This is a genomic window from Brevibacterium sp. Mu109 (assembly GCF_900169375.1).
GTDB classification, from domain to species: Bacteria; Actinomycetota; Actinomycetes; order Actinomycetales; family Brevibacteriaceae; genus Brevibacterium; species Brevibacterium yomogidense_A.
On sequence record NZ_FXZF01000019.1, the window covers coordinates 64,378 to 77,450 of the forward strand.

Sequence of the window (13,073 nt, forward strand, 5' to 3'; positions counted from 1 at the left end):
GTTGGAACGGGTGTCATGCTGTGGCCACCCCTCTGCTTCTCATGAGTCGTGTGACGTGCGTGTGGATGGTGTTCGCAGTGCCTGCGGCCAGCGTCATGCCCAGGGTTCCGTGGCCGGTCGCCGCGTAGAGTCCGGGCTTCTTCCCGACCGGTCCGACGACGGGCACACTGTCCGGCGTGGTGGGACGCGCGCCGCTCCAGACGTCGTGCTCGTCCAGGTCGACCTCGGCGAGGCCCGGCAGATATTGCGCCGCGGCATCGAGCACGTGCTGCATACGGCTGCGGTTCGTAGGGGCGTCCTTGCTCACCAGGTCGAACGTGCCGGAGACCCTCACCTGGCCGTTGTCGAACGGAGAGCAGGCGACCTGGACCTCGGCGATCTTCACCGCCTGGTTCAGCGAGAGGACCGGTGGCAGCGTCACGCTGCACCCCCGGCCCGACTGCAGCAGGATGCGTGCGCCGCCCTTCCGCAGCAGGCTCGCGGAATGCTCGCCTGCGGCGACCACGACGGCGTCGACCACCAGATCCGCGCCCGAGGTCGTCGCCACCGTCCAGCGGCCGCCCGGTTCTTCGTCGAGCCCGGTCACGAACGTGTGCTCGCGCAGCTCGCCGCCTGCCTCGCGGAAGCCGCGGGCCAGCGCGCTGGTCATGGAGTCCGGGCGGACGGTGAGTTCATCGAGCAGGTGGACGCCGCCGGCAAGGTCATCGCTCAGGGACGGTTCGCGCTGCGCGACTTGCTGGGAGTCCAGCCACTCGACGCGGCCCTCGTAGCCCAGCTCCTGCACCTGCGCTTGCGTGTGGGTGTATCCCTCGAGCGCCTCGTCAGACCGGAACGGGATGAGCAGGCCCGTCCGGTGGACCTCGAAGTCGAGCTCGTCTGCCAACTGTCCTGTGGCCTCGGCGGTGTCGTGGGCCATCGCCGCCAGGGTGCGCATCGACGCGGCGCTGCGGCTCGAACCGCTGTGGCGCAGGAACGACAGACCCCAGGCTGCGAGGCGCGGGGTGGGGAACTGGCGCAGCGCGGCATAGCCGCCGCGGGTGACGAACGTCTTGAACGCATCGGTGGCCGCGCCGGGGGAGTTGAAGGGCTGGATGAGTGTCGGCACGATCCATCCGGCGTTGCCCCACGAGGCGCCCTGCCCGATCTCATCGCGTTCCAGCACCGTCACGTCCAGGCCGGACTGGGCCAGACGGTAGGCGCTGGACAGGCCGATGACGCCGCCGCCGATCACGGCGACGTGGCGGCGGGACTGAGTTTCAGAGGTCGTGGATGGTTCAGTGTTCACGGGAGAGGCCTCCAGGTCGTCGAATGCGTCCATACTCTCAAGGGAACCCAGCGCTGTGGGAGACTCAGCACGTGTCGAGCCAGCATGCGTCAGAGCCCTCGTCGTCTCCGGGACCTCAGCCCCTTGCGCAGCCGATCTCCGCGGGATTCGTCTCCGCACTCGTCGCGTTCACCAGTTCATTCGTCGTCGTCCTGGCGGGCCTGTCTGCTGTGGGCGCGAGTCCTGCGCAGGCGTCCAGCGGCCTCATGGCCGTCACGATCCTCATGGGAGTGGGGACTGTGGTGCTCGCGTGGTGGTCGCGCCTGCCGATCACGGTCGCGTGGTCGACGCCCGGCGCCGCTCTGCTCGTGACGACGGGTGCGGTGGAGGGTGGTTGGCCCGCTGCGGTGGGTGCGTTCTTCGTGACGGGTCTGCTCATCGTCGCCACCGGCTTGGTGCCGCCGTTGGGCGACCTCATCGCGCGGATCCCGACGTCAGTGGCGCAGGCGATGCTGGCGGGCGTGCTGCTGCAGCTGTGCCTGGGTCCGATCACGGGAGCGGTGGCGAACCCTGCCGGAGTGATCCCCGTCGTGCTCGTGTGGCTGGTGGGAGTGCGGTTCTTCCCCCGGTGGGCGGTGCCGGCGGCATTCCTTGTCGCGGCGGGCGTCGTGGTCGTGCATGTCGTGACGTCAGGTGCCGGGGTGGATGCGGCGACGATCCTGCCACGACTGGAGTTCGTCGCGCCGGAGTTCACGGTGCAGGCGATCATCGGGATCGCGGTGCCCCTTTACCTCGTGACGATGGCGTCGCAGAACGTGCCGGGCATGGCAGTCATGAAGGGGCTGGGCTACGACGTGCCGTGGCGCCGAGCCATTGTTCTCACGGGTGCGGGGTCGGTGATCGCGGCACCGGCGGGTGGCCACGGCATCAACCTCGCGGCGATCAGCGCGGCGCTGACGGCTGGTCCTGAAGCCGGGCCGGATCGGGATCGGCGGTGGATCGCGAGTGTGACGTCCGGTTTCGTCGCGATCGCCATCGGCATCGGTGCAGCCGCGTTCGGCACATTGGTGACGCTCGCGCCAGAAGGCGTGATCGCGGCAGTCGCGGGGCTGGCGCTCTTCGGGACATTCGCGTCGTCACTCAAGGCGTCGCTGGAGGACGTCGATGACATCATCCCTGCAGTCGTCACGTTCGCGGTCGTGGCATCCGGCATCGCGATCGGAGGAGTGAGCGCTGCGTTCTGGGCCCTGCTGGCGGGTCTGCTGGTGAGGTTCGTCCTGCGCTTGGGAAAGCGGCGCAGGACGAACCGCTGACGCAGCCGCGTCCTACGAGGTCGTGAGCACGTACTTCCCCACGGCACGTCGTGCAGAGATCTGAGTGAGGATCCGGCCTGCATCGTCGAGTCCCGCGACACTGGGCTCCGGTGGACGCAGCTCTCCCGCGGCGATGCGTGCGAAGAGGTCCTTCAGCAGTGCCGCATTCCCCGCCGGCCCGCCTTCCTCGCGTGACCAGTCGCCCCAGTCGATGCCGATGACGGACCTGTTCCGGAGCAGGACGATGTTGGCAGGGAGGCGGGGGATGTCGCCGGACGCGAATCCGATGACGCAGTGGCGGCCGCCGGTCGCCAGCGCGCGCAGGGCACTCTCCGCCGCAGGCCCGCCGACGGGGTCGAAGACGATGTCTGCTCCGCCGCCGGTCTCCTCGCGGATCCGATCCTTGAGGTCCTCATACCCGATCGCCGCTGCGGCACCGGTTTGCAGCGCGAGAGCCCGCTTCTCCTCCGTGGAGGCAACGGCGACGACGCGGGCGCCCAGGCTTCGCGCCATGTCGACGACGGCGAGGCCGATCCCACCGCCCGCACCGAGCACGACCACGTCGTCTCCTTCTGCGATCGAGACGCGGTGAGTCACGCCGAACACCACGGTGAGGTAGCTTTCGATGCTCGCAGCGGCGACCTCAGAGGAGACCGCCGCAGGTACGAGTGTGATGCCGTCGGCCGTCGTGATGACGTGCGTCGAGTAGGCACCGCCGATGCCGGCGACCACTCCGGCGACCCGCTGTCCCACAAGTGCGTCGTCCACACCTTCACCCACGGCGCTCACCGTGCCGACGAAGCAGTTCCCCGGTGTGAACGGCAGCGGCGGCTTGACCTGGTAGCCGCCCTGGACGATCAGGCTGTCGACGAAGCTCACGCCCGCCGCGTGATTCTCGATGAGTACTTCTCCAGCGGCGGGGGGCGGCGTGGCCTCCTCGACGACTCGCAGCGTCTCCGGTGCGCCGTACTCCGTGCAGACGATTCTTCGCATGTGGCAGTGCTCCTGGGGTGGGGAGGATCAGGTCCTGGTTGATCAGGTCGGTGGGATCAGCGACCGGTCCACTGCGGGGAGCGCTTCTCCAGGAAGGCACTGACGCCTTCTCGGTAGTCCTCGGAGGACTTCACCGTCGCCGTCGCCTCGTCCGTGCGCGACCAGCCGAGCTCCTCAGGGATGCTCAGCACGTCGTTCATGACGGCGAGGCTCTCTGCCACGGACAGCGGCGAGTTCTCGCTGACCTGCGCGGCCAGGTCCAATGCGGTGGCGAGAACCTCGCCGTCGTCGGCGAGTTCGTTCACGATGCCCAGTTCATAGGCTCGCTGCGCGCTGAGCGGTCTGCCGGTCAGGACCATCTGCTTCGCGACGGTCACGGGGAGACTGTGCCACCCGCGGAACAGACCGCCGCAGGTGGGGATCACGCCGCGGGCGACTTCGGGCAGACCGAAGCGCGCCGCCCTGTGCGCGACGACCATGTCGCAGGCCAGCACGACCTCGAACCCGCCTCCGTAGGCGATTCCCTCGACAGCGGCGATCAGCGGGGTCCGGCGACTGCGTCGGATGACTCCGTAGGGGCCGCCGCGTTCCGTCGGAGTCCCCGCACCATCAGCCAGATCAGTGCCCGCGGAGAACGCGCGCTCGCCGCCTGTGAGGATGATGCACCGGACCTCGGGATCGTCGTCCGCCTCATTGAGCGCAGCGTCCAGGGCGCTCGTCATGTGCGAGTCGATGGCGTTGCGCTTGTCCGCGCGGTCCAGGTGGATGACAAGCACGTGCTCGTGCCGCTCAACCTCGATCCTGTGGTTGAGCGGCGTCTCTTCAGTGTGTTCAGACATGTCGGTTCCTCCGTGTATGTGTTCAGGCCGATGGCTTCTGAGATTCGCGGAAGATGATGGTGTTCACCTCAGCGAACATGCGGCGCAGCTGTCGCGGGTCCAGCGGTCTTTCGCGGTGCTGGAAGCCGATCAGCAGGGTCACTCCCATCTGTGCGAGGACGCGGGCCCTTGCATCCTCCACTCCGAGTGACCGCACGAGCTCGTGGATCCGCGATTCGCGGGCCGCATCGACGCGTGCCTGCACGGCGGCGACCTGTCCATTGCTGGAGCCCCATGCCCGCAGAGCCGCCTCGGTCTCGTGGGGGAGTGAGGCTGCCCAGTCCGACAGCGCTTCGACGCGGTCGAATTCGTTCGGAGCCTTCCGCGACAGCTCGATCGGTCGATAGTTGCACTCCTCCTCCCAGTAGGCGAGGAGAGCATCCGTGTAGTCGGCGAGGCTGCCGAAGTGGTGGTAGAACGACCCCTTCGTCACGCCGAGGTCCCTGCACAGTGAGGTGATGGAGAGGTCGCCGCTGCCTGACTCGGCCAAGACCTGGAGACCCTGCTTGAGGAACTGATCCGTCTTCAATGACGCCACGTGACCTCCTCTCGGTGGGGTTTCGGGACACGTCGCCGGCGCTGAGGATCCGGATCCGCTCCCATAGACCATACCTTGGGGTATGTTGTGTCGTGAGCTGACACACAATGACGTGGTGAGGGGAGACCGACGGTTACGGACTGGGCGGCACAGTGTGGACGGTCGATAAGGACCGTGGGCTGGGCGTCGCATGCCGGGTGGTCTCCGGATCGTTCGGCGTGAACCGCTACGACCTCGACTGGGGTGCGCCGTTCGGCGGGGTGAAGAGCAGCGGTCTGGGCAGGGAGCTGGGACCGGAAGGTCTGGAGGCCTACTTCAGCCTCAAGTCGACCTTCCTCGGCGATTGAGCATATGCCACGCTTTACGGACAAGATCGCCCTGGTCACCGGCTCGGGATCGGTGATCCGCAAGGCAACTGTCGACCAGCTCATCGCCGAAGGCGCGATGTCCGAAGGAGACTGGGACTTCACCGTTGACCTCGTACTCAAGGGCATCTTCCTGTCTGTTAAGCATGAGGCGCGTGCTATGACCGGCGGCGGCGCCATCGTGAACGTTGCGAGCCTGAACGCGCACGTGCCGATGTGGTTCGGCGCAGCCTATGTGGCGGGCAAGGCGGGAGCCGAGGGCTTCACCAAGAACGCGGCCCTCGAGCTGGGCGGCAAGGGGATCCGCGTCAACGCGATCCTCCCGGGCCTGGTGACCACTCCCTTGACCAATGACTTCAGCGAGAACGAGGCACTGTCGAAGGAGTTCGAGGAGTCGATCGTCCTGTCGCGTCCGGCAGCTCCTGAGGAGATCGCCAAGCCGATGCTGTTCCTGGCCAGCGACGACGCCTCGTACATCACTGGCACCTCGCTGGTGGTCGACGGCGGCTGGGAGATCACCGGCTACCCCGACCTCAGCAAGTACATGGGCTGAGAAGAGACAGCTGCTCGCTCGCGATGGGTCGCGAGAGCTCCAACCCTCCGTGTCATACCGGCGCGGAGGGTCTCCTGTGTCCGGGAGCCGCGAGCAATCCCGATAGGCTCCTCGTATGGGAGTCATATACGTGCAGGTGACGATGCCTCGTGCGTGAACCCCGAACCGCCCCCGACGCTCCCAGGTCACCCAGCCCCTGGGCCATCGTCGTCGCGCTCAGCGTCGCCGCGACCAGTGTCTCGTTCATGCAGACCCTGGTCGTCCCCATCCAGAACCACCTGCCGGAGCTGCTGGACTCCACCCGCAGCGCCACCGCCTGGGTGCTCACCGTCTCCCTCGTCGCCGCCGCCGTCACCACGCCGATCTCCGGCCGGCTCGCCGACCTCTGGGGCAAGCGCCGAGTCCTCCTCGTTCTCGTCACCCTCCTCATCCTCGGTTCGCTCATCGCCGCGCTCTCCCAAGGGCTCTGGTGGCTGCTCCTCGGACGTGCACTCCAGGGCGTGAGCATGGGTGTGATCGCGGTGGGGATCTCGATCCTCGGCGATCTGCCGGATCGGAAGCTCAGCGTCACCGGCATCGCGTTCGTCAGCGCCAGCCTGGGATTCGGCGGCGCGCTGGGGCTGCCGCTGGCGGCGTGGATCGTCCAGGTGGGGGACTGGAAGACGCTGTTCTGGTCGACTATGGCACTCGGCGTGGTGAACCTTGTCGTCGTGTGGGTGACCGTCCCGCACTCCCCGGGCACAGGCAGGCACGTCGACGTCATCGGCGCCCTGGGCCTCGGCGCCGGTCTGTCCGGCATCCTCATCGCGATCTCCCAGGGCCCCGTCTGGGGGTGGGTCTCCCCGACCACACTCCTCGTGGTGCTGGGAGGAGTGCTCGTCCTCGGGGTGTGGGTACTCTTCGAGCTGAGAGTCGACGAGCCCATAGTCGATCTGCGGCAGTTCGCCTTGCGTCCCGTGCTGCTGACGAACCTGGGCGCCACGGCACTGGGCTTCTCCTTCTTCGTCATGGAGGTCGCCTACCTCCAGATCCTCGAGCTGCCCGCGCACACGGAGGCGGGACTTGGGCTCTCCATGATCGATGCGAGCATGGCACTGGTGCCGGCCTCGCTCGCGATGATGGCGGCCGCACCCGTGGGCGCTCGCGTCACCAACCGATACGGTGCGCGGACCTCTGCATGTCTGGGCGCATTCGTCGGAGCGGCGGGCTACGGCGTGACGCTCCTCTGGCACGACGAGGTCTGGCACTTCATCCTCGCCAGCACGATCTCTTGCGTGGGCGTCGCGATCGCCTACGCCGCGATCCCCACGCTCATCATGGCGGAGGTCCCGCGCACCGCGACCGGCTCGGCCGTCGGGGTGAACGCGCTCATGCGCAGTGTCGGCACCAGCTCCGGTGCGACGGTCACCGGGATGGTGCTCGCCTCCCAGGTCGTGGTGGTCGACGGCACCGAGGTCCCGGTCCTCGCAGGCTTCCTCACCACCTTCGCGTTCGGTGCTATCGCGGCACTGGCGTGCATGGTGCTGGTGTGGCTGTCGAAGGGCCGCTCGAAAGTGGTGTGATGGTATCCGCAACATTCCACCGTCGTCGAGTTCAAGCAAGTCGTCCTGATTTTCCGTAGGGTGTTCGGAGGCGGCCGCTCCCGTGGGCGCGCAAGACCTTCGAAGGAGACAATCATGAAGCTCTGGATTCCCGGCGGGATCGTCGGACTGATCATCATCGTGGCACTCATCGCCATCCTGGTGTGAGTTGACGGTTCCTTCCGCCGCGCGTCATCGATGCGCGGCGGAAGGGGGCTGAGCACGAAGGGCCCCGCTCGATACGCGCGTGGAGCCTCCTGATATTGTGACGTAGTTGAGGTTTGAACCTCACTATCGTTTTCGCCGACTCCGGTCGGCGTTTTTTCTTTGCCGCTCCGTGCCGGCACATCTGAGGATCTTCGGGGGTTCAGTGTTCTGCAGGAATCGAGTGATCGACATCGCACTGCGATACGTGATGCTGCTCTTCGGCCTCAGCCTCATGTCGCTCGGCATCGCCTTCTCGGTCCGCAGCGACCTGGGCACGACGCCGATCTCGAGCCTGCCCTACGTCCTCAGTGAACTCATGCCGCTGTCGTTCGGTCTGCTCATGATCCTCATGAACCTGGCGTTCGTCGCCCTGCAGATCGTCGTCCTGCGCAAGCGGTTCAAGCCGGTGCAGCTTCTGCAGATCCCCGTGGTCGTCGTGTTCGGCGTGCTCAACGACGTGGCGCTGTGGGTGGTCCGGGACGTGTCCTACTCCGCCTACTGGCACCAGTGGATCCTCGTCGCGATCGGCATCGTACTCGTGGGCATCGGTGTCGCCTTCCAGGTGAAGGCTCAGACGACCCCGCTCGCCGGTGAGGGGCTCATCCTCGCTCTCAGCGACGAGCTGATCCGGACGTTCGGTGTGAAGAGGCCGCTCCTCTTCAGCTCGATGAAGATCCAGTTCGACACCACCCTTGTCCTGCTGTCCGTGGTCATCGCGCTGATCTTCACCGGGGGGCTCGCGGGAGTGCGGGAGGGGACCGTCGCAGCGGCTCTCTGCGTGGGCTTCGTCGTGCACCTCGTCATCCGCCTGCTCGAACCGGTCAGCACCGTGGAGAAGGCGAGCATCGAGCTGGTCGCCGCCGACGAATCGCCCTCCGATCGCTGAACTGTTCCCGAGCGCCCGCCGTCGGAGAGTTCGCGCAAGTCGGCTTGATTTTCGATAATGTGGCCGCAGGCGGCCACTCTCGTGGACGCGCAGGACTTCTGAAGGAGGTCGATATGAAGATCTGGATCCCCGGCGGCATCGTCGGACTGATCATCATCGTCGCGATCATCGTCATGCTGACGTGATGCGCAGAGGCTCCTTCCGCCGTGTGCCGCAGGCATGCGGCGGAAGCGGGCTTCGCGTGAGTGGCGAGCGTTCCGGTCTTCGCGTCCTTCGCCACAAAGGCTGAACACGTGTACAATGCTCGGCGGTCTGTCTCGATGCTCGTGGCAGAACCGCTCGGAGCATGGCGTGGCAGACGAAGGGACGCACAGTGGTGGAGAACTCGCACGAGGACGTGCCACAAGAAGGCGATCTGGCCAGCGTGGGCCGGATCCGTCAGGCGGCGCTACACCTGTTCGCGACCCAGGGTGTCTCGTCGACCCCGTTGCGGGCCATTGCCGCCGAGGCCCGGGTCACCGTCGGCCTCATTCCCCACCACTTCGGGTCCAAGAACGGCCTGCGCGACGATCTCGAACGATGGATCGTCCGTCAATTCGCCGACGCGCTGGAGCAGGCGAAGGACGCAGCGGGGGAGAAGGGCGCCGATGCGCGCGACCGGCAGGTGCACGTCAACGGGATGCTGGAGAAGAACCCGCTCATCAAGGACTACATGCGTCGTGAGTTCCTTCACCCGTACCCCGGCGGCTCACTCCTGGCGCAGCTGACCGAGCTCATCGCTGACAGCGTCGATGACATGCGGGATCGTGGTCTCGCATCGTCGACACGCGATCGCACAGATCAGGTCGTCGCCGCGATGGTGCGGCAGTTGGGCACGCTGTTCCTGCAGCCGATGGTCGATCAGGTCATCGAGGTGCTCCCCAGCGACAGCCGCCCCTCGACCTCCGAACTCGTCGTCGACATGCGCCGGCCGAAAAGCGAGGGGCCGAAGGGCGGCTGAAGGCCGTCGATCAGCGCGGCGCCATGCGGATCGCGCCATCCAGACGGATGACTTCGCCGTTGAGCATGCGGTTCGACACGATGGAGGTGACGAGCTCCGCGTACTCCGACGGCTGGCCCAGGCGCGACGGGAACGGGACCTGCTGGCCCAGAGACTCCTGCGCCTTCTCCGGCAGTCCTGCCATCATCGGGGTGAGGAACAGGCCCGGCGCGATGGTCATGACGCGGATGCCGGAGCTCGCGAGGTCACGGGCGATCGGCAGGGTCATGCCCACGATGCCACCCTTGGACGCGGAATACGCAGCCTGACCGATCTGACCGTCGTACGCGGCGACGGACGCTGTGTTGATGACGACTCCGCGCTCGCCGTCCTCACCGGGCTCGTTCTTCTGCATCGCGGCTGCGGCCAGACGGATGACGTTGAACGAGCCGATGAGGTTCACGCCGACGACCTTGCTGAAATCGCCCAGGTCGTGCGGACCCTGCTTGCCGGCCGTCTTCTGCGCGACACCGATGCCGGCGCAGTTGACGACGCCGGCCAGCGTGCCGTTCGCGTTCGCCTGCTCGACCATCGCTGCGACGCTGTCCTCGTCCGTGACGTCAGTCTGGACGAAGGTCGCGCCAGCGGGCGCTTCGCCCTTGACGTCCGCGACGATCACCTGCGCGCCGCGTTCGATGAGTTCAGCGGTGGTCGCGGCGCCCAGCCCGGAGGCTCCGCCGGTGACGATGAAGGTCTTGTCCTGGAAGTGCATGGGTTGTGCCTCGTTTCCGGCTTTCGCCGTCGAAAGTGGTTCCGCACACATGTCTAGCGCACTCTGAACGATCGTTCAACACGCGTCGTGCCCCTCAGCGCCAGTACGCTGGGCACATGGCTCATCACTCCACTCCATCCCACGACGACACACGGATCGCGGTCCTCATCGACTGCGACAACGTCTCGCCCACCCACGCGGGAGCAGTGCTCGAAGAGCTCGCCTCCTACGGCACCCCGACCATCAAGCGCGCCTACGGCGACTGGACGACGTCACAGCTCAACGGATGGAAGAAGGAGCTGAACCGGTGGGCGATCCAGCCGGTGCAGCAGTTCGCCTACACCGTGGGGAAGAACTCCACGGATTCCGCACTCATCATCGACGCGATGGACCTGATGTGGATGGGCAACGTGGAGTCCTTCGCGATCGTCTCCTCGGACTCCGACTTCACCCGCCTGGCCACGCGCCTGCGCGAGTCGGGGAAGAAGGTCATCGGTCTAGGCCGGCGCAAGACGCCCATCTCGCTGCGCAACGCGGTCGACCAGTTCATCTACCTCGAACTGCTGGGCAGCGAGGACGACGAGGCCGCAGAAGTCGCGAATGAAGAGACTGTGACCGAGGCGGTCGATAGGGATCGTTCACGCCAGGCCTCGGGTGGCAGGTCCTCAGACAGCAAGGCCGCAAGCAAGGGCGCGTCATCTGGCCGAGGTCGCAAGAGTGAATCCGCCGACTCGTCCCGCGGACGCAGGGAGAGCACGAATGAGAAGACCGCCGAAAGGACGGCCGATGGCGAGCCTGCCGCGCCCGTGGGTGACGACCGCGAGTCATCGTCATCCCAGCCGGTCGTGACGCAGGTCCTCTTCTCCGATGCCGAGGACACTGGCAGCTCCCGCATCAATCTGCAGAGTGCCCTGACGAAGGCGATCAACGCGACGAGCGACGACAGCGGCTGGGCGACGCTGAGCCTCCTGGGACAGCACCTCAATCGGACGCATGCGGACTTCGACGCCCGTGACTTCGGCTATCGGAAGCTCAGCGACCTCGTCGCCGAGCAGTCTTACCTGGATCACCGCACTGATGGTCGTCACATGCAGGTACGACTCAAGCAGCGGTCCGGCGGACGTCGTTCATGATGTAGGAGGGGCGAGCATGGTCCGGGCCCTGGATCGCCGGACCGATCCGGCGACCAGGGCCCGAGTTGCGGACAGTTCCGCTCAGGCGTAGTGCGGCACGATCACTGCACGGCCAGACAACTCGCCGGCTTCCATCTTCCGGTAGGCGTCGAGACCGTTCTCCAGCGAGAATCGTTCGACGTCTGGCAGGATCTGACCGGCCTTGTACATGTCGACGACCTCGTGAAGCTCCTCGATCGTGCCCCAGTAGGTGTTCGTGAGAGTCGCCTCGTACGGGTTCGTGAAGAAGGACCACTCGTAGGTGCCACCAGCGATCCCGACGATCGTGCAGCGTCCCTGCACGGCCATCGAGTTCATCGCGACGTTCACGGTGCCTGCGACACCGACGAAGTCGAAAGCCGCGTCGACGCCCTTGCCGCCGGTGAGCTCACGGATCTGCTCGACCTGGTCGGGGCCACCGGGGACGGTGATGGCGCCAGCGGCCTCAGCCTCCGCCATCGCGTCCTCCTTCATGTCGGTCGCGATGATCGTCGCGCCGGTGAGCGCCTTGAGGATCTGGACGCCCAGCTGGCCCAGTCCGCCGAGGCCGATGACGAGGGCGTGCTTGCCGCCGCCTGCCAGCTGGGGGAGTGCCAACTTGATCGCGTGATACGGGGTGAGGCCGGCATCGGACAGTGGTGCTGCCGCGATGGGGTCTGCGTCGCCGAGCGGCACGAGGTTGCGTGTGGGGACGGAGACGTACTCCGCCATACCGCCGTCCCGTCCCAGGCCGATGCCCATGTAGGGATTCGTGGCTGCGTTCTCGCAGTAGGTGTCCTGGCCGCGGGAGCAGGCGCGGCAGCGCTGGCAGCCGATGGGCCCGTAGACGAGGTAGGCGTCGCCCTTCGTGAAGCCCTCGACTCCCTCACCGACTTCCTCGACCCAGCCGGAGTTCTCGTGACCGAGCACGAACGGCGGGTTCTGCGCGCCGGGGCCGCCTTCTTCGAAGGTGTCATAGATGGCGACGTCGGAGTGGCATGCACCTGCGCCTGCCACCTTGAGGAGGACCTCGCCGGGGCCGGGAGTGGGCTTGTCGACGTCCTTGAGCGAGGGGAAGGTCTTGAAGTTCTCGAATACGATTGCGCGCATGATCACTGCCTTTCGAACAGAGAGCCGACGATAACCCGCCGTGCACTCCCCACCATATGAAGGTCAGCACATGTTCATAAGTGCATGTGAGAGAGATCTCCGGGACTTTCATCCGCCGCGCCAGTCCGGGAGTGCCTCTCGAGGAACGCGGCGACCGCCTCCTGCTTGTCTTCGGAAGCGCGAATCCCGTCGGTGGCGGCCTCCGTCTGCGTCAATCCGAGCTCTTCACCGGCGTCCAATACGTCCTGCATGACGGAGAGGCTCTCGCCCACAGCGAACGGGGAGTTCTCGCAAGCCTGCGCGGCCAGCTCGAGTGCTCTTGCCAGAGCCTCACCGTCACGGGTGAGGGTGTTTACGGGCTCTTCGCGGTTCGTGGTGAATGACCCTGCTGTGGCGGGTATTCACGCTACGGTTCTCGCGGCGCTGGTGAGCAGGATACGCGTCCGGTAGTTCTCCGCGTTGCGGAATCCGCGGCCGGTGCGTT

Annotated in this window: 15 protein-coding genes; 9 read left to right on the forward strand and 6 right to left on the reverse strand. The window is 66.4% G+C overall.

Annotated elements, in window-relative coordinates:
• Positions 1–13 precede the first annotated feature (13 nt).
• Positions 14–1,318, reverse strand: a complete 1,305-nt coding sequence (locus BSP109_RS12100; RefSeq protein ID WP_101600933.1) for an FAD-binding oxidoreductase — start codon at positions 1,316–1,318, stop codon at positions 14–16.
• A 38-nt stretch (positions 1,319–1,356) separates the two neighbouring features.
• Between BSP109_RS12100 and BSP109_RS12105 the strand changes: the two genes are divergently transcribed.
• Entirely contained in the window at positions 1,357–2,577 is a 1,221-nt protein-coding gene (locus tag BSP109_RS12105) for a benzoate/H(+) symporter BenE family transporter (RefSeq protein ID WP_257944678.1), read from the forward strand.
• 12 nt (positions 2,578–2,589) lie between these two features.
• Here BSP109_RS12105 and BSP109_RS12110 read toward each other — a convergent pair whose 3' ends face one another.
• Genes BSP109_RS12110 through BSP109_RS12120 form a run of 3 tightly spaced genes read right to left on the reverse strand, consistent with a single transcriptional unit; the run spans position 2,590 to position 4,986 of the window.
• A complete protein-coding gene (locus tag BSP109_RS12110; protein WP_101600936.1) occupies positions 2,590–3,570 on the reverse strand; it encodes an NADPH:quinone oxidoreductase family protein in 981 nt (326 codons plus the stop codon).
• 56 nt (positions 3,571–3,626) lie between these two features.
• Positions 3,627–4,409, reverse strand: a complete 783-nt coding sequence (locus BSP109_RS12115) for an enoyl-CoA hydratase-related protein (RefSeq protein ID WP_101600938.1) — start codon at positions 4,407–4,409, stop codon at positions 3,627–3,629.
• 22 nt (positions 4,410–4,431) lie between these two features.
• Positions 4,432–4,986, reverse strand: a complete 555-nt coding sequence (locus BSP109_RS12120; protein WP_180959720.1) for a TetR/AcrR family transcriptional regulator — start codon at positions 4,984–4,986, stop codon at positions 4,432–4,434.
• Between the two features lie 140 nt (positions 4,987–5,126).
• Here BSP109_RS12120 and BSP109_RS12125 point away from each other — a divergent pair, with 140 nt between their 5' ends.
• The 6 genes from BSP109_RS12125 (at position 5,127) to BSP109_RS12145 (ending at position 9,577) form a co-directional block, all read left to right on the forward strand.
• Positions 5,127–5,333: an aldehyde dehydrogenase family protein gene (locus BSP109_RS12125; protein WP_101600965.1), complete on the forward strand. Its 207-nt coding sequence runs from the start codon at positions 5,127–5,129 to the stop codon at positions 5,331–5,333.
• A 4-nt stretch (positions 5,334–5,337) separates the two neighbouring features.
• Positions 5,338–5,904 carry an SDR family NAD(P)-dependent oxidoreductase gene (locus BSP109_RS12130; protein ID WP_101600941.1) on the forward strand — a complete coding sequence of 189 codons (567 nt, stop codon included), beginning with the start codon at positions 5,338–5,340 and terminating at the stop codon, positions 5,902–5,904.
• 149 nt (positions 5,905–6,053) lie between these two features.
• Complete coding sequence (locus BSP109_RS12135; RefSeq protein WP_101600943.1) at positions 6,054–7,466, forward strand: MFS transporter; 1,413 nt, start codon at positions 6,054–6,056, stop codon at positions 7,464–7,466.
• 406 nt (positions 7,467–7,872) lie between these two features.
• The gene (locus BSP109_RS12140; RefSeq protein ID WP_219618543.1) at positions 7,873–8,577 is read left to right on the forward strand and encodes a YitT family protein; all 705 of its coding nucleotides are present in this window, start codon (positions 7,873–7,875) and stop codon (positions 8,575–8,577) included.
• A gap of 59 nt (positions 8,578–8,636) precedes the next feature.
• A complete protein-coding gene (locus BSP109_RS17770) occupies positions 8,637–8,762 on the forward strand; it encodes a hypothetical protein (RefSeq protein WP_257944679.1) in 126 nt (41 codons plus the stop codon).
• Positions 8,763–8,923: 161 nt separating this feature from the next.
• The gene (locus BSP109_RS12145; protein WP_101600946.1) at positions 8,924–9,577 is read left to right on the forward strand and encodes a TetR/AcrR family transcriptional regulator; all 654 of its coding nucleotides are present in this window, start codon (positions 8,924–8,926) and stop codon (positions 9,575–9,577) included.
• Positions 9,578–9,587: 10 nt separating this feature from the next.
• Here BSP109_RS12145 and BSP109_RS12150 read toward each other — a convergent pair whose 3' ends face one another.
• Positions 9,588–10,328, reverse strand: a complete 741-nt coding sequence (locus tag BSP109_RS12150; RefSeq protein WP_101600948.1) for a 3-hydroxyacyl-CoA dehydrogenase — start codon at positions 10,326–10,328, stop codon at positions 9,588–9,590.
• A gap of 116 nt (positions 10,329–10,444) precedes the next feature.
• Here BSP109_RS12150 and BSP109_RS12155 point away from each other — a divergent pair, with 116 nt between their 5' ends.
• Positions 10,445–11,461 (forward strand): NYN domain-containing protein, encoded by a 1,017-nt coding sequence (locus BSP109_RS12155; RefSeq protein ID WP_101600950.1) that lies wholly within the window; start codon positions 10,445–10,447, stop codon positions 11,459–11,461.
• Between the two features lie 81 nt (positions 11,462–11,542).
• On the opposite strand, the gene BSP109_RS12160 is transcribed toward BSP109_RS12155, so the two are convergent.
• A complete protein-coding gene (locus BSP109_RS12160) occupies positions 11,543–12,589 on the reverse strand; it encodes an alcohol dehydrogenase catalytic domain-containing protein (protein ID WP_101600966.1) in 1,047 nt (348 codons plus the stop codon).
• A gap of 86 nt (positions 12,590–12,675) precedes the next feature.
• On the opposite strand from BSP109_RS12160, the gene BSP109_RS16990 reads away from it, so the two are divergent.
• Complete coding sequence (locus BSP109_RS16990; protein ID WP_146001148.1) at positions 12,676–12,972, forward strand: hypothetical protein; 297 nt, start codon at positions 12,676–12,678, stop codon at positions 12,970–12,972.
• The last annotated feature ends 101 nt before the right edge of the window (positions 12,973–13,073 follow it).